The sequence below is a fragment of the Granulicella mallensis MP5ACTX8 genome (assembly GCF_000178955.2).
In the GTDB taxonomy this organism is placed as follows: domain Bacteria; phylum Acidobacteriota; class Terriglobia; order Terriglobales; family Acidobacteriaceae; genus Granulicella; species Granulicella mallensis.
In genome coordinates this window covers 318,744-337,248 of record NC_016631.1, presented here as the reverse complement: position 1 = coordinate 337,248, position 18,505 = coordinate 318,744, and the positions used below count along the sequence as shown (strand labels likewise).

Below are 18,505 nucleotides of genomic sequence, written 5' to 3'. Positions count from 1 at the left end.
CCAGATTGGAATCGTCACTGGCTGCGGACAGAAGTGTCGTTCCGTAAAGCCGACGTGCCGGATGAGATACTGTCATGTCGGCGAAGAAATGTCCTTTCGCCCCGGTGCCATTCCGTGCGCCAAGGAGACCTTCTAATGCCTACTGACACGAAAGCCCCCGATGCGATGCACTTTAGGTCGTTGTGTCTGGAGAATGTCCGCGCTTTCGGGAGACCCCAATCGCTCGACCTCTTCGACAATGATGGAAATATCAGCCGGTGGAACCTGATCCTTGGCGAGAATGGTGTCGGTAAGACGACGCTGCTCGAAGCGCTCATGGTCATGCGACCGGTTCCGGCATCAATCGAGAAATCAGGTGCCGCTGGGACTCCCACACTGTCAATCGCCAGGATCTCAGAGTTCGAGAATAGAGAAATTATGCGCTTCATTCGAAGGGGCGAAAGCAATTCGACCGTGATGACTGCGGTGCTTGAGACGGCTGACGGGGCAACTCTCGAAGTCAGAGTTGAGATTAAAGGAAGCACTAACGACCTGGAGGACGTCAGATTTCCGGAAGCCCACTATGAACTACGTTCGGACGGTCCCCTCGTTATCCGATATGTCGCTGGTCGTCATCTGGGTATCCGCAATCTCGGGCGGATCGCCGATCGCGACGCCACAGACTCGCCCTTCTCTGAGGTCATCGAACTTTACGACGCCGAGGAGATTTTAGAGAAGCTCGATCACGCCGCCAAGACTCATGATGACGAGAACGATATTGAGGTGAGGAGATTCATCAAGCTGAAATCTGTCGCTGCCTCGATTCTGCCGGGGCTGACGGCAGAGGACATCGAGGTCCGGGGACCGCGCCTTGAAGGTCGTGATCCAGATTTATCGGGAGTTCACGTCCGAACCCCTTCCGGCGTTGTGCCACTCGAAGAGCTTAGTTTGGGCTATCGAACCATGTTTGCTTTGATCGTAGACTTGACCTGGCGCCTTTTCAATGCATTCCCAGATAGTCTGGAACCCGTAAATGAGAGCGCGATAGTGCTCATCGACGAAGTCGATCTGCACCTTCATCCTCGCTGGCAGCGGGAGATTGCTCGCCGTCTCATGTCTCAGTTTCAAAATATCCAGTTCATCGCCACAACTCATAGCCCAGTTACCGCCCAGGAGACCCTATCCGAGGGCGGCAATGTGGCGGTCGTTCGCTGGGAGAACGGCGAAGCCCACATTCTCAACCGTCCCGTTCCGCCCGGTAACTGGCGTTTCGACCAAGTTCTGACAGACGAGCTTTTTCCTGGAATGGCATCAGACAGACCCCAAAAGGTCGAACCAATGCTTTACGAGCGTCTCGAACTCATCCGGAACTCTAATCGCTCAGTTGAACAAGAGACGCGGCTTCGAGAACTGGACGAATTTGTCGCATCCCTTCCTACAGCGCGCACGCCGAGCGAGCAAAGTTTTGAAGATCTGATGGTGAATCTCGCCAAAGACTTTCCGAGCGGAGTGGCCCGGTGATCGCGATTCACAAGGGTGCAGCTCCGCCTGCCCTCGTTCGCGTCGGCGAGCTGCACGCCCGGGAGCTATGCGACGCATATGATGCAGATCCGGAAACTTATCGGGCGACGAAACCGATGCCGGTTCGTAAGTCGATTTATACCTCGGACGCTGTAAAAGCTGAGCTAGAGACCCTCCATCACGGCAAATGCTGCTACTGCGAGACCGTTATTCCCAAACCTTACGCCGATTCGCAAGTCGAGCATTGGCGGCCTAAGTCAAGCTCGCGTCAGAATCTTGACGGCGAAAGAATGCGTCCGGGGTACTACTGGTTGGCTTATAGCTGGGACAACCTGCTCCTAAGCTGTTCCTTCTGTAACAAGATTAAGAATGACCTATTCCCGCTCGCCGAACCGGCGACCCGCGCCAGAAGTCACGGGATGCGCATTGAAGACGAAAGGCCGTCGATTCTCAAACCTGATGGTGATAACGATCCAGGCGATCACATCTCATTCTGGAGCGAGGTACCGGTCGGGATTACTCAACTCGGGCGCAAGACGATCGAAGTGCTCGGCCTCGACAGTCTGAAGCACGGGCCGCGACTTACGCACCTGGCCAAGATCCGCGAAGCCCGGAACCTCGCGATCGACCTGATGGGCAGCACGGATCCGAAGGCTCGCCATCATGCAGCGCTCTTCCGTACATTTGTCGAGGAGGCGGTGCAGCCCGAGAAACCGTACAGCGCTATGGTTATCGATTATTTGAGGGCGAACCCTCTTCCGGACCTTCTAGCCTGAAACGCGATACGCTGGTTCTCAATGGCCTGGTTAGAGTTCGCTTATCAGCTCTTCCAGTGACACGTGACGGTGGCATCCAGCGATTGCCCGCAACTCCGCCACCATGCTTTTTGACAACTCACTCTTTCGTTCAGCCCACAGTTGCGAAGCAGAATAGGAATTCCCTACTCCCTCTCCGATATAACGGGCTAACCGATCCATGTTTCGTACGATTGCGGCAAGGAGGGCAGGTGGAAACTTGCCGCACTCAAATGTGCTCAATACATCGAGGCTCATGTTGAGGCCTTTCGCGTATTCACGGAAGGCGCCGTTTCGGCTCGACAACTTCCGATTCTGGTCGACGACTTTGTTCAGGAAGACTTCAAACTCGCGGACGAACTCGATCTCATACTTCGGCAGCGCAGCGAGAATATTTCGCCGCCACTCACCGTCTTCAAGGAAGTCGGTGACATCGTCCGGTGCGGCTTCCCGAAAGATATTCAGCACCTCCTTGATCTTCGCCTTCCGCCTGGAGCGTTGTTTCTTCCAGCGCGGAATGGCCTCGACGAACTCATCGAAGAAGTCGGCAATGTCCTCTACTTCGACCACGACGATCCCATTCTCTAAACGGTAAGGATCTTCTTGGGCAGATTTTGTGTTTCTTACGACTTGAATGACCTCCCTTGGGTAGGCTTGCCCTTTTCCCTGGAAGACTTTCGAGGACCAGTCGAGTGCCGTGAGCACGTTGACATCTCCCAGACCATAGCCGAGCAGGCAGGTCGTTGACTCCTTCAACGCAAGTGCCAGCCGGATCTGGCGGTACTCGTTCGGTCGAAAGAGCGCCACGTAGTCTTCTTGCGAAATGATGAGGGATTCAGGATCAGTCCTGATGCCGTGGAGATGGAAGATTGGAATGAGCCCCTTCCGACTAGTAAAGGTGTCACTTGGCCCGAGCGAGAAGGAAGCGCCCGGCAAGAGGCACTCGAGAATCTGGTCGTAGTTCGTCGTGATGATCCAGGACGGCGCAACCTTCTCAAGGTAGCTGGCGAATTTAAGTCGCTTGTCTTCTGGTGGGTACCACGCTGTCTCTGCACAGATGATGCGCTTCAATTTCAGCAGGGACTGCGAAGGTTTCCCCTTCGTTTTTCTGGCGTGAGCTTCACAAAGTCGTGAGGCCAGATCCGGGTAGCCGCTCCCCTCATGCTTCAGTTTGGTCAGGGAAACCCTCATCCGTTTGCTTGCTTTTGCGAGCAGCTCTCCCCAGCTCAACGCGACGGTTTTTGGAGGAGCGTCCACGATGGCCTTCGAGAATCCGGCGCCTACGAAGAGACCGAGGTTTCCGTATTCGGAAGATTCAAACAGAAATTTCAGAACACCGTCGCGCGTAGGCGACTCGCCTAGATCTGATTTCACTTCTGGCTCTCCGTAAGAATGTCAACACGGTCGATCTCGTGATTGAGGCAAAGCGACATCAGGAGTAGATCTAAACCTCTAGTTTACGCGACCCGTGGTGCATGCTCGGACCATCGACATGACTTCACAACCGATTCGAAATGACCCATCCAGCAGACCCTTTTGATCTTCCGATCCAAGGTTCCCCCAGCAAAGCACGCCAGATTGCCGGGCTTCTTTCTTTGGCAGGGGATGCTATGCTGTCTGAATTCGTTCGTCACCTGCTGCAAGCAGGTGGTCATCCCTTGAATTCAGGCAATTGGACAAGGCTTCCGAAAATAGTTTCGTACAAAAAACGTACATCCGATCCGGCAATGGTGGAAATGTCGGACTTTTCGCTCTTTTGAAATCAGCAACTTGCGTGGAATCAATAGCCGGGATACTCCGATCCCGATCAGGTCCACCAAATCATTTCTACAAGTTAGCAAGCGTAATCCGGGAGCATTAAGGATTCCGAGGGAGCGATAAGGGAGCAATTAGCTTTTCCTTCTGTTTCCCCTCTTCTTGAAGCTTCCGAATCACGGTTAAACAACGCATCGACGGCCCTGCGCTACGCGGCACGTTTTTCGTCATGCCAGCCTGCGTGTAGACCTCCATCGTCGTGCTGATCTTTGAGTGCCGCATTAACTCCTGCACCACCTTCACATCATTGCCAGTTTCGGCCAGTAAGGAACTATAAGTACGCCGAAACGCCGAGAACCATCCGGATCGGCAACTTGTCTTCCCCGAAAACATCACGCAACAGCTCCGAGGCAGCGTCTGCTAGCGTTTTCGACAACGAAATGGCTCTGGCGAAAAGACTATGCCTGGCCGATTTCAAGTTTTGCGATCTTGCCTTCATCGGAGATCGTGAAGTAGAAGTATGTCCGAAAGCGCCCCCACACGTCCGATTGGAATTCGCCTTCAATCTTCAATCCACCGTCTCTTACGGTGTCGATGCTAGAGAATTTTTCATGGCCTACCGCTTCATCTGAGAATCGCTCGAGATCGCGGGGATGGCCATCATCAAGAAGAACGGCATTAGGATCAAACAACTCCTTCCATGCTTCACTGTCTCCCGCCTGCAACGCATCAATGGCCGCTTTTACGATTGGGTGAGTTAACTTTTCTGTCATCTGTCCTCCCTCGTTAGAAGTGATAGTCAAACCAAACCGTGACGTAATTTACATCCTGCCCAGGTGGCGTTTCCTTCAAGAACCGTCCGGGGAAAAAGTGTTGGTAAATCACCCTCATCAACGTATGCGGCATGATGAAGTAGTTGAAGTCGATTTCGGCTTGCTGGCCGATCATTCGCGCTCGGCTCTCGTTGCCAGGCTTATAAAGATTGCCGGCGAAGCCATAAATTCCATCGTGAATGCTCTCGCGCCAGAACGCCCCGTAGCTGAGGTTGACCAAGAGGTCGGAACGAGGATGGAGATCCAGAGCTGGAATAATGTCAATTGTATTGACAGGGCCGTTGAGATCGGCCTCTCCGAAATACTTCCCTCGCGCATAGATGGGGAAAAAGCTACCGAGATGCCGGTCGTTTGGATCGCTATCACCGCTTGTCACGTCAGATCGCAAGCTGATGCGTGGTGTTTCACGTACGTGTTCAAAGGTGTAGCCATTGTATAGCGCCGCCGACCAGGCACGAATGTCGCTGTTTTTGAATGTTCCGACCTGGACATTGGCTTCCTCATCGAAATCGCGATTGCCAGTCTTTCCAGCCCAACGTCCGCCGATAGTGTTTGATTGAAACTCTCCAGTGCCGGCGGCAAAGGTCTGCGAAGCCGCTTTGTAGCCCAGATAGTAGAGGTCAAGCGAAACCGATGGCTTCACAGCGGTAGTGTTGTAGATGCCCCAAAACCACTTCTGCGAGTCTGGCGAATCATCGAAGATTCCAGGTCGAAGCAGCGTCGGCCTCGTGGCAAAGACCTCTGTATTTGAGCTCTTGGACGGGATGATGACCTTCAACCCGTCGAAGCTGATGCGAGTATTAAGCCCAAAGCGTGCGTCTACGAGACGGCCTGAGCCGTAGTACAACTCTTGGCGACCTGCCCTGAGAGTGATCTTTTGCTGCGAACCACAACAGTTGATGTCGATAAATGCCTGGTGTATGTCCAATTTGTCTTGGTCATACGGTCGCGGTCCTCCATTTCTTCCATTCTCGAAGGCTGCTTGTAGTTCGCCAAAAACTCGCAGAGATGGATTGACGTGCAGGTCGCCGTGAAAGAGATAATGATGTACCAACCACCCTCCCTGTCCCTGCGGGCCGTCCCCCCAATACTGATGGTCGTACGATTCGTAGACTTCACGTACATCTCCGCCGATAGTTAGATAGGTTTCCCCCTCACGAAGCCGCATGTACTTGATGCGGTCCCAGCGATCTGTTCGCGGGGCACATCGCAGGAACGACCAGTCTTCGTTGTATCGCAGGAATGGGAATTGATACGAGGGCCTCGGATCGAGTGGACAATTCGGCGCCGTTGCACGTTCATCGGTGGGCTGTTGCGTAACCTCACAAGTCGCTATGCCTCTAGATAGAAGAGCAAGAGCGACAACAATCAAGTATGAAAGTCTCTGGAGATCGATCGCAGTCTGAAGTCGCATCTTGAGAGAGTCCGCTTCACGGTCGTACTGCATCCTTAAGCTGGTCCAGCTTGGCATAGACCTCACGTTCTAGATCTGCATAAAGGGCCATGAACTTTTCGTCAAGGAACGACAAGATTTGAGTCATCAGAATCCCTGCAACATCGTTCGTTGGATCGGACCAGAAGTGCGTATTGAGTCAGAGATGGTTGTTGGGCACTGCAGAAAACTGCAGTGCCAACAAGAGAGGCAGAAAGCGGAAACGTTAGACAAGCTTCGCGGGCGTAAGTACATCGTCGAGGCCAATCCGGCGCAGCAACTCCGCACGGACGCGGTCGAGCACCATGTTTGTAACCTCAGCGCCGTCGCTCGTCGGATCGACATGAACTCGGTACGGACGCTTTCCGAAAGGAGCATTGACTACGTTCACGATGGCTTCGCCAACTGCCGCGGCGTCTGCATCAGGAGGCACGATGGATGCGAAACCATTCATGACACGTTCGCTGAAGCCCTTGTATGGACCGTTTTCATACTCAGCTTCGCGCTCCTTGTCGGCGGGACGACCTGAATGAGCGAAATGATTGGTTCCACTCGTGAACGCGCCGGGAACGATGATCGACGTTTCGATGCCCCACAGCGTTAGCTCACGGGACATAACGACTGCCATCGCATCCATACCGGCCTTCGCCGCGAAATACGGAGCCAGATAAGGCGGCGTGCCACCCGCAGAGCTACTGCTGCTGACCCAGATTACGAGGCCTTGCTTCTGCTTCCGTAACTGCGGCAGAGCAGCGCGGTTCACGCGGTGAGTGCTCAGCACGTTCACGTCGTAGAGTTCTGCGAGCTGTTCCGGAAGAAACGCCTCAGCAGGCCCAAATACCATGTGTCCAGCATTGTGAATGAGGACGTCGATGCGACCATTGTCAGCAATAATCTTCTGAATGGCGGTGTCGACGGACTCTTGATTGAGTACATCCAGTTCAATGGTGCGGAGATCCACCTTGTGGTCTGCGGCGAACTTCGCGGCTGCCTCCACCTGTGGCTTGTTACGACCCGCTGTATCCCTCATAGTGGCGTAGACGGTGTGGCCTGCTTTGGCGAGGGCATGTGCTGTGAGTTGGCCCATGCCGCTCGATGCCCCGGTGATGACGATTACGTACTTCATTGTTGGCTCCCTTCGACAACTTGTAGTGGAACGACTGAACGAGGCATACACCGTGAAGTCAACCTCGCAACTGCGCTGTCACCCGATGGCTAGAGCATTTTCCCTGTTGCTGGGAATCCGGAAACGGGCGTGCAGCGGCGTTTTCATTGTGGAAAACGCCCATAAAGATCGAAGCACCGCTCTACACCTACAGGGAAAATGCTCTAGGCGAAACCACCGTTGACTCGCAGCACCTGGGCGTTGACCCATGCGCCATCGGGGCTCGCCAAGAATGACACAGCATTCGCAATATCTTCTGGCTGTCCGAGACGCTCCAGAGGTGCGAGTTTGCTAAGTTGAGCAATTTGTTCCGGTGTCTTACCGTCGAGAAACAACGCAGTACCGGTGGGACCTGGAGCAACGGCGTTCACAGTGATGTTTTTGCCGCGCAGTTCGTTCGCCAATACCGGCACAAGTCCTTCGACGCCGGCCTTTGACGCGATATACGGTCCGTAGCTCGGAAAAGACTTGGCGAGAACGCTGCTCGAAAACGCGATAATGCGTCCTCCCTCGGAGATGTGCTGCGCAGCCTGTGCGAACACCAAAAAGGTACCGCGAAGATTTGTCGCAATGACCTTGTCGAAGGTTTCGGCGTCTTCCTTCGCGATCAGGGACAAGGGCATGATTCCTGCGTTATTGACGACGACATCGACTTGACCGAAAGCCTTTAGGGTCTCCTGAAAGATCCGGTCGACGTCTTCTTTGTTACCAACATTGGCTTTGATCGCCAGAGCCTTGCCACCTTTGGATTCGATCTGCTTGACGACTTCGCCTGCCTCGGTTTGATTGCCCGCATAATTCACTACGACAGAGAAGCCGTCGTGCGCCAAGCGTTCGGCTATGCTGCGGCCGATGCCTCTGGATGCTCCCGTAACAATTGCTACTTTTGCCATTGGTCAATACTCCTGTGCTTGAGATCAAATTCGCCCGTGATCCTTGTCACTCCCTATATTTAGGGCAACTCTCGTCTATTAAATGTGTTGGCATTGCCGTGCGCTCACGCCAACTTGCTCTTTTAGATCCTATTCATGCTCTTTTTTCGTGAAATTGTCATTAGGTCGGTTTCGGACTTATTCTGCGAGAGAGGAGGAGGGGCCGAATGTATGCAAAAGAAAGCATCGTCAATGCTGACAGGGAGCCGGGAAAGCGATTAGCCTCTAGTCGTGACGCGGGTTGGCATTCTCTTCTTGTGCAGAAAGTCGAAAGCCCATTTCTCGTTGATTGCTACGAGACCGTTCCAACCCCAGATCAAGCGATTACCGTGGTGCTGAGCGGTCACTCGGTAATCGAGAGCGCAAGTTCAGGCAAATGGAGAAAAGCTCAACATCGCCCTGGTTCGGGAGGATCTTCAGAGCCATACCACGCAGACAAGCTTCGCTGGAAGACGCAATCGGCAACACCTCTGGTTACGGCTCATTTGTATATGCCGCCCTTCTTCTTTCTTGAAGCGAAGGATGAGCTGAATCTCGATGATTTGACGTGCCCAAATCATCATGGCTTTGTCGACCCACTCACAGCTCAAATTGTTACGGCCATTGCAGCCGCAGCCGAACAGGGCTATCCGGATCTATATGCTGAAACTGCTGCCCGCTTTCTTGCTACTCACCTACTTTTGTCAAACCCTAAGCGAACATTGAAGCCACGTGTTGTCCGCGATCTTCCTGATGCAAGGATCGAGCGAGTACTCGCATATATCGAGCACCATCTTGATATGTACATGACAATAGCAACGCTCTCCCATGAAGCGGGAATAAGTCCATTTCATTTCGCACGATTGTTCAAACGACGAATCGGAGCGTCTCCACACGAATACATCACGCGAAGGCGAATGCAACGTGCAGCCGAAGATCTGCTGTCAACCGATAAGCCTGTTAGCGATATCGCTAGCGCAAGCGGGTATGAACACCAAGGTCATTTTGCAGCAGCGTTCAAACGTGCGTATGGCGATAACCCTATCAGTTTCCGTCGGAGCCGGCGGTCTCTATGAGCGCGGTAGATCGAGCCATGTCCTAACAGAATGCAAATCTATGAAGCGTTGTGCTAGTCAGCCTATGCTGGAAGATCGAGATCAAGATCAAAGCTCGCTGAATGTTCTCCGGCGAACGCGGCTCTAATGGAATGAGAACTCCTGTGTTGATGGCTTTGTACATCTCGAGGTATAAGGCGGCTCCCTTCGGCGGAATACCCATTTGCCTCAATATCTGCTCCACCTGGTCATAGGGAAACTGCTTGTCCTGAAGGTCGAGTTTGCCAATGCCCGCATCCCGCCCTACGACGCGCACCTTCTTACCTTTCAGTAACAGATCATTGGCGATGATCGAGCCGGCGTTGCCGCTCGCCCCCGAGATCACATGCAGGTCATTCGAAATAACGGGTGAAGTCATAGCTCGTATCTCCTTGCTTTGGGAAAAGGGTCTCGAACGCCTTCAAGACAATCGCGATGACCGTCACTTGGGGAATGTGTCGCCAAACATGGGGAGACCGCTGACGGATTCGGCCTTAGTCGCCTCGTCCTGCAAGACGTCCCAATGCTCCTGAAGGACACCGTCTTCGAATCGGACAACGTCGGCGGCAATCCAGGACGCGGGTCTTCCGATTCCTGAGAAACGGCCATGCGCGATGACGTAGTCCCCTTCTGCGACGATGAGCTGGTTTTCGTAGTGCAACGTATCGGGCGACGAACGGACCAGGGCGAACAGTCCTTCGCGGCCCGGCGCAATGTGTGCGCTGTGCTGGATGTACTTCGGCGACCAGAAGCGTTCTGCTGCCGCGTAGTCGCGTTTGTTGAAGAGAGTATCGAAGGCTTCGAGAACGATCGCTTTGTTCTGTTCGGGCGTTGTCTTTGGCATATTCAGCTCCTTGGTTTTCGCTCCTGGGTTTTCCCTATTGGGTTTTCTTACGATGATTGGCAGGTTGGGTCATCGGAATAGCCGTGCGGCCCCGAGGCAGACACGGTTTCCAATCGACCTCAGCAAGAGGAGCGTTCTCGGCAAACCTTTGAACCAGGTCGAGCGACTAAACGTGCTTAAGAAATCACTTCAATGGCATCGACCCGGGTGGGATAAAACGCCAGGTGCTCCTTAATTTCGGCGACTGCCTCATAAGGCTTTTCGTACGTCCAGACGGCATATTCCGATTTCGCCCCACCCAGAGGAATGCTGTAGTACGTGCAATCTCCCTTGTAGGGACAATAGGTGTAATGCGTGGTCCGAATGAGCAGCGACATGTTCGCATCGCTGCGCGGCAAGTAGTAGACCGGTGGGTATCCCTTCTCTTCCAGCCGAAGTGCTCGCTTCGATTCAGCGACGACCTTTCCAGCGACCATTACGCGGATCGTGCCTTCAGCCGGAGAAACTGTGATGGGATGATCAGGGCCAGGGATCTTGATCTCTTTGCCTTTGCTCGAAGTGTTATCCATTGCGCTCCTCACGTTATCAATCAAAGTTTCGAACCACCATCGACAGGAATGCTGGCACCTGTAATCCAGCGAGCGGCATCGGACGCCAGAAAAGCGACAACGTCGGCAATATCCTCGGGCTTGCCGATTCGCTTCAGCGCCTGCATTCCCAGAGCGACCTCGCGGCCTGCTTCTGTCTTCGTGAAGTTCGACATGTCCGTGTCGATGACTCCAGGAGCGACAGCATTTACGCGAATGCCACCTGGCCCGAGAATGGCGGCCCAGTTCCTGACCAGCGTTTCAAGTGCCCCCTTGGTAGAAGCATAGGCAAGCACGGAAGGGTTTTCCAAACCGGGCTTGCCTACGACCGTACGGGCTACAGCAGAGGAGATCGCAACAATGCTTGAACCTTCACCGAGAACGGGCAGGAGCTGCTGCACGAGGAAGAACGGCCCTCGGACGTTTGTCGCAAAGAGGTTGTCAAAGTCCTCTACCGTGTAATCCGCGATGCGAGCCAACTTGCTGATCCCGGCATTGAGTACCAGCACGTCCAACCGATCGCCAACAAGAGCCCGCACCTGTTTGGCGAGCAACGCAGCGCCCTCCGCAGTTGCCAGGTCCGCTGAAATCGCATCTGCGTGCCCGCCTTTCCTTTGGATCTCGGCTACGAGAGACTCGGCTTCCTGTTTTGAGCGGCCATAGTGAACCAGAACGTGCGCCCCGGCCGCAGCAAGCGCTATTGCCGTCGCGCGGCCAATACCTCTCGATGCGCCCGTCACGAGCGCCGTTTTGTCTTCAAGTGTGATCATTGTCCTCTCTCTTGCCCTTTCACCTAACGGATAGGTCATTCCTTAGACCCACGAATGGGCCGGTACGGTTTTCAGGCGTTCATTCCGCCATCTACTGTCAGATTAGCCCCCGTGATGTACGAGGATTCGGGACCAGCGATGAATGCCACCATTGCTGCGATCTCCTCAACGTGCCCATAGCGGTTCAGCGCTGTGGCAGCTTTCTGCGGGACCGCCCAATCACCCGAGGCGGGATTCAAGTCCGTATCGATCGGGCCAGGCTGAACGTTGTTGACCGTAATGCCCCGGCTCCCGACCTCTCTGGACAGCGCCTGAGTGAACATCTTGACGGCTCCCTTTGTGGCCGCGTAGGGCACAAGCCCGGGCGCAACAGCACGCTCTCCCACCGCCGAACCGATCATAATGATGCGGCTGCCATCCGTCATGTGCTTCAGTGCAGTCTGCGTGGTGGCGAATACACCGCGGATGTTGATGTCGAGGACCCGATCCATCTCCTCCAGCGTCGCCTCTTCGAACGGTTTCGGAATGGCCGTACCGGCATTGTTCACAAGGACATCAAGCCGGCCGAAGGTTGCGACGGTCTTTTCGACCGCGTCTTTGGCGGCGCCGGCGTCGGCCGCGTCGGCCTGAATCGCAATGGCCTTTCCGCCGCTGACTTCAATCGCTTTGACCACGGCGGAAGCCGCGCTGGCGTCCTTCGCGTAGGTGATGGCCACGCTGGCTCCATCCGCAGCCAGACGCTTTGCAATCGCTGCCCCAATACCCCGAGAGCCGCCCGTAACGAGTGCTACTTTGTTTGCCAACTTAGACATAGATCTCCTTTACCTTCCGGTGACAATCCACCACTCCACTGCTTCAACTGACTGCAACCTGATTCGGGTCCGCCAGACGGTTTTGAACCGTTTAGTTCTATACGATGGCGGGGACGCGGCAAGGATGCAGAGATATTGAACTATTTAGTTCTTTATCGGAGAATAGATCGATGGGGCGTCCGAAGAACTTTAGCCGGGAAGAAGTGCTGGAGAAGGCAATGCCTGTCTTCTGGAAGCATGGGTTCGCGGACACGAGCCTCCAGGACCTGGAACGGGCCACAGGGGTGAACAAATCAGGCCTTTACACCGAGTTCCGGGACAAAGAAGATCTCTTTTTGGCGTGCCTTCGACACTATCTTGAGAGCCAGGACAAGCGAGGACTTCTCACCAAAGAGCCTCTTGGCTGGAAGAACATCGAAACGTTTCTCAAGAATGGTCCCCTTCACAAAGGGGAACAGCAGGGATGTTTTGCCATCAACTCGATGCGGGAGTTCGCCATTCTTCCGGATGAAGCGTATGGCGCCATTACTGGGAATCGAGCGTTGCTGCAGCATCTTCTCGCCCTGAATATCGAAGCCGAAAAGCCAAGGATGGCTCCTTCTGCCATTGCAGAGATGGTTTTGTCCTTTTTTTCTGGGTTGTGCATCGAGCGCAACCTGAAATCCGGCAAAGCCTCGTCCACCCGCAAGGTCGATAACTTCATGACCGCCCTTCGCAGTCTCTAATCTACTTACCCGCATAGCAACTCCTTCATCAGCAGATGCAGGGGAGAGAGCCGGCGTTAACGCTATGGCATCTCGATGGCGGTAAGCTAGGGTGATGGATGGCATCACCATACGCGAAGCGACAGAGGGCGATTTGTCCTCCATCCTCGGTCTATACGCTGCCGCCGGGATCGGCGATAGCGGGAACTTCACTGCCGAAGAGGCCCGTGCGCATTTCTCCAGGCTCAAACAATATCCTTCATTTCACGTCTTCGTGGCGTTTCTCCATGAGGTTCCCGTCGGCACCTACGAATTGCTCATCATGGACAATCTCGCCAAGCGCGGGAGAAAGTCTGCCGTCGTAGAAGATGTGGCTGTCGACCCGCAGCATCAGGGCCAGGGTATAGGGCGCGCCATGATGGAGCATGCCCGCAAGCAGTGCCAGGAGGCCAGCTGCTACAAGTTAACCCTCTCCAGCAACCTGAAGCGCGAAGAGGCGCACCGCTTCTACGAAGCACTCGGCTTCGAGAAACACGGCTATAGCTTCCAGATCCGGCTCCAGGATTAAACCTTGCAGATTCGGCGCATGGTAGATGGCCAGAGAACACCTGAGCTTCTCTTTACCCGCACGCTATCAAGTAGTGGAACCCTGCAGGGGTCATTCGATTGCATCGCTGAATCCAGTTGAAAAAGATTCGAGCGGATAGGTCGATCGCCCGTCTGTCCTTGTAGATGCCGCACAGGGTCATGGACAGCCACAAAACAATCACTAAACCGAATACCGTAATGGCACCACCAACCTATGCCGCTGCGTTCCGTTGTATCGGAACAGATTGCGAGGATACCTGTTGCGGTGACTGGGATATCCCGATCGATAAAAACATCTATAACAAGTACCAACAATTTCCACGGGAGAAGCTTGGCTCCCTTGTGTCGCAGTTCGTACTTATTAGCGTTCCCGATCAACCCGATCCCCTTCACGCGCGTATATATCGTGGGTCCTCAGGCTTTTGCCCCTTCTTTGGAGCAGATTCCCTCTGCAATATCCACAAGGAATACGGGCCTCAGTTTCTGTCCGCGACTTGTTCGATCTACCCTCGTTCTTTCAGTTACGTTGCAGGGACGCTTGAAGGCTCGTTGAGCCTTTCCTGTCCTGAGGCGGCAAGGAACATATTGCTGGTTCCCCGCTTCATGCAAATAGAGGGAGACCTCTTCTCTGGTAACTTTCGAACCGACAACGTCTTACATCTGGCCAGCAGCCGAAAGGATTCCTGCCACAAACCTCATAACTTTTTTCTCACGATCAGGACCTTGCTGATCGATATGGCGCGGGACCGTTCACGTCCTCTATGGCACCGATTATTGTTGATAGGTTCTCTATGCGAGAGCCTGGATAACATCACGACTGCGGAAGACAAAGAAGCTTTCTCTGTGGTCCTCCGCAAGTATCGCCAGATCGTTGGATATCAGATCTCTCAGCCCGAATTAGTGAACCTGCCGAGCCTGCCGCGACTGAAGTTAGAAGTGGTCTTCAGACTGACTGATGCACTGGTGAGAGACAACTCCGGGAAGCGCTTTCGGGATATCTTTTGGGCATTTGTGGAAGGTATCGCTTCTCCCGACAGATCTACCCCTCAGAATGACATGGAACGATTTCTGCAAGCAGAGGAAAAGTATCATCGCCCCTTCTTTGAGAAGTTCCCTTTTATTCTCGAAAATTATTTAGTGAATTACATGTTCCAGAACCTTTTCCCTTATGGCCGAGAGGGCAGTCCCCGTTTTATTCCTCGAAGTTTGTTCGGCGAATACATTCAGATGGCGACGCAGTTTGCATGGGTCAACACCCTACTCATTGGCGTTGCAGGCCATTACAAAGAAGGCTTTGCCGAGGAGCACGTCGTTCAAACAATCCAGTCCTTCACCCGAGCGGTGGAGCATTATCCTGACGTCCTTCAATCCATCGATGAATCTATGAGAAGCCTTGAACTGAATAACCTGCGGGGCATGGCTATCATGCTAAAAGTTTGACGTTCAGCCGATATTTCAATAACTCCATGACCTACAAAAAGAACCCTCTTTGTCCGTGCGAAAGCGGCAGGCATAGGAAGACCTGTTGCCAGAAGATTCCTCGCAGCGCCAGGCTGGCAATGAGGGAGACTGTTGAGGCTTTGTCCAAAGCGGGAAAGCATCTGGAAGCTTGTGAGCTGCTGGAAAAGCTTGCAACTCTAAGCCCGCACAACCCTCTGATCTGGAATGATCTGGGAGTACAGTACGAGGCGGCGGGCGAGATGGATAAAGCACTTGACGCATTACGGCGTAGTCATCAAGCTGACTCGACCTATCCACCGGCACTCTACAATCTCGGCAAATTTACGCTTGATCGCTTTATAGGCTTCCATAAGGCCGGACTGGCTGCGAAAGAAGAAGTTCAGGGAATGCTAATAGAAGCCATCGATCTTTTAAACGCTAATCTCGACAGAGATCCCGATAATGCCGACGGACATTATCAGCTTGCCTTAGCCTATGGCCTGAATCAAGACGAACGTATGGCTCTGGCTCACATGACGGTAGCGCTCAGGCTTCGGCAAACATTTGAAGCTCCTTCACCTTGGCGGATAGAACGCGCGCCTTGATTCAACCGGAGACAGATAGAACCATCACAAGATGCTTGTGATGGTTCATGATTTTTCTATTGCCCAGCCGAGGCCCGGTTTCTCAAGAAGAGTGAAGTTCGAAAAATCCGTATAGCCCTTCTCTCCGTTTCGGGTGTACAGGACCGACCGGTCAGACTCGGCCAGCGGCCAATCGTTTCTGAAGCGAACTGCGAGATCCGGATTCGCGACGAAGGGCCTGCCGAAGGCAATCAGATCGACCCAGCCGGTATCCAGGGCCACCTGCGCATTATCCCTATTAAATCCGCCGCACCAGATCAGCGATCCATCGAACGCTTCTCGAACCTTCCGCACGAAGCTATCGCGAAGATGGGTCTCGTTGAACTCGCTGTCCTCCATATTCCCCGAAGGCATCAACTGGTAAAGCATATGCAGATAGGCAACCTTGCGGCGGCTCAACTCCCTGGATAGATACAGCAAGGTCTCTTCAACATGCGGATCGGCCGGCATGCTGTTGTATCTCCCGAAAGGGGATACCCTGACACCGACTTTGCCGGCCCCCAGCTCCCGTATCGCGGCATCCACCACCTCGAGAAGCAGGCGAGTACGCGTTTCAGGCGTTGCGCCACCATACTCATCGGTGCGTGTATTGAGGGCCGAATTCATAAACTGATCGAATAGGTAACCATTAGCGGCATGAATCTCCACGCCATCAAAACCTGCGAGCTTCGCGTTTTTAAAAGCCAGGGCGAATTCATTCACCAGGCCTGGGATCTCCTCTACCTGAATCTGCCGGGGAGGACTTGCCCGCATGAAGGTCAGCTTGCCGTCGGAGTCGTGGGCAAAGACGTCGGACTCACTCGCTTTTTCGTCCGTAACTCCCCACGGAGCCTCTCCATTGGGCATCAGGGAGGTATGCGCCATTCTTCCGACATGCCAGACCTGCAGGAAGATCCTGCCGCCATTGTGATGGACCTCGTCCGTCACCAGCTTCCAGCCTTCAACCTGCGCATCCGTATAAATGCCGGGAGTCCAGGCATATCCCTTACTATGCGCGGACACATCGGTAGCCTCGGTTACGATAAGCCCCGCGCTGGCGCGTTGACCGTAGTACTTTGCCATCAGTGCATTCGGCACATCGCCCTCTGACGTCCGCGTCCTGGTCATCGGCGCCATCACGATGCGATTGTTCAGGGTGAGACTACTTCCAAGGGTAGGTGCATCAAATAAGGTGGGCATAGGTACTTCCTCTCGTAACAACCGACAAGAGGTAGAGTAGATTCAACAGGTCGATCAATCTACACACAATTTGGTTAGCATGATGAAGATCACCAAGGAACTTCCGGGTTTACCGATCGAACGAACGCTGGGCGTTATCTCCGGCCGCTGGAAGGCGGTCCTTGTTTATATCCTGCTGGATGGTCCGAAGCGGCTCTGCGAGCTTGAAAATCAGATCGCCGGTATCTCGCAGAAGGTCCTTATCGAGCAACTTAGGGTGCTTGAAGAACATGGCCTTGTCTCTCGACAAAACTTTGTAGAAGAACCGCAGCGTGTCGATTATGTTCTGACGCCCCTGGGGATGAGTCTGAAGCCGCTGCTGGCGCTTCTCTATGACTGGGGACAGCATCACGCAGAAGAGCTTCAGGAGACGGAGAAGCTTCTTCCCTGTGAGGCAGTCGTACGGAGCGCCGAACGATGAAGAGAATACGAACCGGTGTTCTATCCGCCATGGGACTGTTTCTGCTGTGCCATGTAGCCTTTGCCGCGAAGCCCCCGAAACGTCTGTACGTCTTCGGAGATAGTTATTCCGACATCGGGCGCGGCTGGGTCGATAGCGATGGTCCCACGGCGGTGGCCTATCTCGCGAAACGGCTCGGGCTTACGATGGTGGCTTCAAACACGCCGGATTCCGCAGGCAAGAGTCTCAACTTCGCCGTCAGCGGCGCCCCTTCAGGAGAGAACCCGGGCCAGGCGGTGCCGCACGGATGGCTTGGCTTCGGGATGAAGAACCAGGTATCCGAGTTCGTCGCGATGGTGCACTCAGGCACTGTTTCGTTCGATCCTGCAACGACACTTTTCTTCCTCGCCGGTGGACTGAACGACCACAGCCTTTCAACAGAACAGACTGTCGCCAATCTTGAGGGAGAGATCGATTCGCTATACGCGGTCGGCGCGCGCCGCTTTTCCGTGGCAATCCTTCCGGAGAAGATCCCTGCATTCAGGGCAGTGGCTGTTCGACTGAACCCAGCCTTGAGGAGGATTCCCGCGGAGATAGGTCCGAAGCTGATGGGGGCTGAGGTGAGGACCAGTCAATGGGGTGCTTTCTTTGATGCGATCCTGGAGAACCCCTCAAAGTATGGGTTCACCGATGTAACAAACCAGTGCGCAGGCCGATCGATCTTCAACGAAGACACGACGCCATGCTCCACTCCGGCGACACATTTCTACTATCACGAGGCGCATCCCTCGACGGCAGCGAGCAAGGTTGTCGGAGACATGCTGTACGACGAACTGATGTCTCGCTAATGAAGCAGGAGCGCCACCCGCTCGGCCTCTGTGGCGTTCTTCGGTTTTGCGCCGAGTTGCGAGAAATGAGTTGCGAGAGGCGAGTGATTCACTCGTATCTCGACCCTCGTATCTCGCAGACTCGGAGCATCTCTTCGTTACAGCTCTAGCCTCTGAGTCCACCCCC

At 54.1% G+C, this 18,505-nt stretch carries 22 protein-coding genes; 10 read left to right on the top strand and 12 right to left on the bottom strand.

Annotated features, from left to right (window positions below; translation table 11 throughout):
• Nucleotides 1-135: 135 nt before the first annotated feature.
• Together ACIX8_RS01460 and ACIX8_RS01455 are read left to right on the top strand one after the other, a co-directional pair.
• Nucleotides 136-1,500, top strand: a complete 1,365-nt coding sequence (locus ACIX8_RS01460; protein WP_014263534.1) for an AAA family ATPase — start codon at nucleotides 136-138, stop codon at nucleotides 1,498-1,500.
• Nucleotides 1,497-2,276, top strand: coding sequence for an HNH endonuclease family protein (locus tag ACIX8_RS01455; protein ID WP_014263533.1), 780 nt, complete (start codon nucleotides 1,497-1,499; stop codon nucleotides 2,274-2,276). Before ACIX8_RS01460 ends, ACIX8_RS01455 begins: the two co-directional genes overlap by 4 nt.
• Nucleotides 2,277-2,306: 30 nt before the next feature.
• On the opposite strand, the gene ACIX8_RS01450 is transcribed toward ACIX8_RS01455, so the two are convergent.
• Nucleotides 2,307-3,551 (bottom strand): SIR2 family NAD-dependent protein deacylase, encoded by a 1,245-nt coding sequence (locus ACIX8_RS01450; RefSeq protein ID WP_150110449.1) that lies wholly within the window; start codon nucleotides 3,549-3,551, stop codon nucleotides 2,307-2,309.
• 257 nt (nucleotides 3,552-3,808) lie between these two features.
• Here ACIX8_RS01450 and ACIX8_RS25495 point away from each other — a divergent pair, with 257 nt between their 5' ends.
• Nucleotides 3,809-4,054: a hypothetical protein gene (locus tag ACIX8_RS25495; RefSeq protein WP_150110448.1), complete on the top strand. Its 246-nt coding sequence runs from the start codon at nucleotides 3,809-3,811 to the stop codon at nucleotides 4,052-4,054.
• A 97-nt stretch (nucleotides 4,055-4,151) separates the two neighbouring features.
• Here the strand turns inward: ACIX8_RS25495 and ACIX8_RS26450 are convergent, their stop codons facing one another.
• From ACIX8_RS26450 to ACIX8_RS01425, 5 genes are all read right to left on the bottom strand, one after another.
• Nucleotides 4,152-4,442 (bottom strand): tyrosine-type recombinase/integrase, encoded by a 291-nt coding sequence (locus ACIX8_RS26450; protein ID WP_044175974.1) that lies wholly within the window; start codon nucleotides 4,440-4,442, stop codon nucleotides 4,152-4,154.
• A gap of 65 nt (nucleotides 4,443-4,507) precedes the next feature.
• On the bottom strand, nucleotides 4,508-4,822 hold the full coding sequence (locus tag ACIX8_RS01440; protein WP_014263531.1) for a nuclear transport factor 2-like protein: 315 nt from the start codon (nucleotides 4,820-4,822) through the stop codon (nucleotides 4,508-4,510).
• Nucleotides 4,823-4,835: 13 nt separating this feature from the next.
• Complete coding sequence (locus ACIX8_RS24995; protein WP_190273738.1) at nucleotides 4,836-6,050, bottom strand: alginate export family protein; 1,215 nt, start codon at nucleotides 6,048-6,050, stop codon at nucleotides 4,836-4,838.
• 490 nt (nucleotides 6,051-6,540) lie between these two features.
• Nucleotides 6,541-7,440, bottom strand: coding sequence for an SDR family oxidoreductase (locus tag ACIX8_RS01430; RefSeq protein WP_014263528.1), 900 nt, complete (start codon nucleotides 7,438-7,440; stop codon nucleotides 6,541-6,543).
• A gap of 203 nt (nucleotides 7,441-7,643) precedes the next feature.
• Nucleotides 7,644-8,372 carry an SDR family oxidoreductase gene (locus ACIX8_RS01425; protein WP_014263527.1) on the bottom strand — a complete coding sequence of 243 codons (729 nt, stop codon included), beginning with the start codon at nucleotides 8,370-8,372 and terminating at the stop codon, nucleotides 7,644-7,646.
• A 206-nt stretch (nucleotides 8,373-8,578) separates the two neighbouring features.
• Between ACIX8_RS01425 and ACIX8_RS24990 the strand changes: the two genes are divergently transcribed.
• The gene (locus ACIX8_RS24990) at nucleotides 8,579-9,466 is read left to right on the top strand and encodes a helix-turn-helix transcriptional regulator (protein WP_014263526.1); all 888 of its coding nucleotides are present in this window, start codon (nucleotides 8,579-8,581) and stop codon (nucleotides 9,464-9,466) included.
• Nucleotides 9,467-9,488: 22 nt separating this feature from the next.
• Here the strand turns inward: ACIX8_RS24990 and ACIX8_RS01420 are convergent, their stop codons facing one another.
• The 5 genes from ACIX8_RS01420 to ACIX8_RS01400 form a co-directional block, all read right to left on the bottom strand.
• Nucleotides 9,489-9,863 carry a hypothetical protein gene (locus ACIX8_RS01420; protein WP_014263525.1) on the bottom strand — a complete coding sequence of 125 codons (375 nt, stop codon included), beginning with the start codon at nucleotides 9,861-9,863 and terminating at the stop codon, nucleotides 9,489-9,491.
• A 63-nt stretch (nucleotides 9,864-9,926) separates the two neighbouring features.
• Complete coding sequence (locus ACIX8_RS01415; protein WP_014263524.1) at nucleotides 9,927-10,328, bottom strand: nuclear transport factor 2 family protein; 402 nt, start codon at nucleotides 10,326-10,328, stop codon at nucleotides 9,927-9,929.
• A 176-nt stretch (nucleotides 10,329-10,504) separates the two neighbouring features.
• On the bottom strand, nucleotides 10,505-10,897 hold the full coding sequence (locus ACIX8_RS01410) for a DUF427 domain-containing protein (RefSeq protein ID WP_014263523.1): 393 nt from the start codon (nucleotides 10,895-10,897) through the stop codon (nucleotides 10,505-10,507).
• Between the two features lie 20 nt (nucleotides 10,898-10,917).
• On the bottom strand, nucleotides 10,918-11,685 hold the full coding sequence (locus ACIX8_RS01405; RefSeq protein ID WP_014263522.1) for an SDR family NAD(P)-dependent oxidoreductase: 768 nt from the start codon (nucleotides 11,683-11,685) through the stop codon (nucleotides 10,918-10,920).
• A 71-nt stretch (nucleotides 11,686-11,756) separates the two neighbouring features.
• Nucleotides 11,757-12,497 carry an SDR family oxidoreductase gene (locus ACIX8_RS01400; RefSeq protein WP_014263521.1) on the bottom strand — a complete coding sequence of 247 codons (741 nt, stop codon included), beginning with the start codon at nucleotides 12,495-12,497 and terminating at the stop codon, nucleotides 11,757-11,759.
• Between the two features lie 170 nt (nucleotides 12,498-12,667).
• Here ACIX8_RS01400 and ACIX8_RS01395 point away from each other — a divergent pair, with 170 nt between their 5' ends.
• The 4 genes from ACIX8_RS01395 (at nucleotide 12,668) to ACIX8_RS01380 (ending at nucleotide 15,834) form a co-directional block, all read left to right on the top strand.
• Complete coding sequence (locus ACIX8_RS01395; protein WP_014263520.1) at nucleotides 12,668-13,222, top strand: TetR/AcrR family transcriptional regulator; 555 nt, start codon at nucleotides 12,668-12,670, stop codon at nucleotides 13,220-13,222.
• Nucleotides 13,223-13,316: 94 nt separating this feature from the next.
• Entirely contained in the window at nucleotides 13,317-13,769 is a 453-nt protein-coding gene (locus tag ACIX8_RS01390; RefSeq protein WP_014263519.1) for a GNAT family N-acetyltransferase, read from the top strand.
• A gap of 218 nt (nucleotides 13,770-13,987) precedes the next feature.
• Nucleotides 13,988-15,229, top strand: a complete 1,242-nt coding sequence (gene fliB, locus ACIX8_RS24285; protein ID WP_150110446.1) for a flagellin lysine-N-methylase — start codon at nucleotides 13,988-13,990, stop codon at nucleotides 15,227-15,229.
• A 140-nt stretch (nucleotides 15,230-15,369) separates the two neighbouring features.
• Nucleotides 15,370-15,834, top strand: coding sequence for a tetratricopeptide repeat protein (locus ACIX8_RS01380; protein ID WP_190273737.1), 465 nt, complete (start codon nucleotides 15,370-15,372; stop codon nucleotides 15,832-15,834).
• A 45-nt stretch (nucleotides 15,835-15,879) separates the two neighbouring features.
• On the opposite strand, the gene ACIX8_RS01375 is transcribed toward ACIX8_RS01380, so the two are convergent.
• Nucleotides 15,880-17,052: an alkene reductase gene (locus ACIX8_RS01375; protein ID WP_014263516.1), complete on the bottom strand. Its 1,173-nt coding sequence runs from the start codon at nucleotides 17,050-17,052 to the stop codon at nucleotides 15,880-15,882.
• 79 nt (nucleotides 17,053-17,131) lie between these two features.
• Here ACIX8_RS01375 and ACIX8_RS01370 point away from each other — a divergent pair, with 79 nt between their 5' ends.
• Together ACIX8_RS01370 and ACIX8_RS01365 are read left to right on the top strand one after the other, a co-directional pair.
• The gene (locus tag ACIX8_RS01370; protein ID WP_014263515.1) at nucleotides 17,132-17,512 is read left to right on the top strand and encodes a winged helix-turn-helix transcriptional regulator; all 381 of its coding nucleotides are present in this window, start codon (nucleotides 17,132-17,134) and stop codon (nucleotides 17,510-17,512) included.
• The gene (locus tag ACIX8_RS01365) at nucleotides 17,509-18,339 is read left to right on the top strand and encodes an SGNH/GDSL hydrolase family protein (protein ID WP_014263514.1); all 831 of its coding nucleotides are present in this window, start codon (nucleotides 17,509-17,511) and stop codon (nucleotides 18,337-18,339) included. Before ACIX8_RS01370 ends, ACIX8_RS01365 begins: the two co-directional genes overlap by 4 nt.
• Nucleotides 18,340-18,505: the final 166 nt, after the last annotated feature.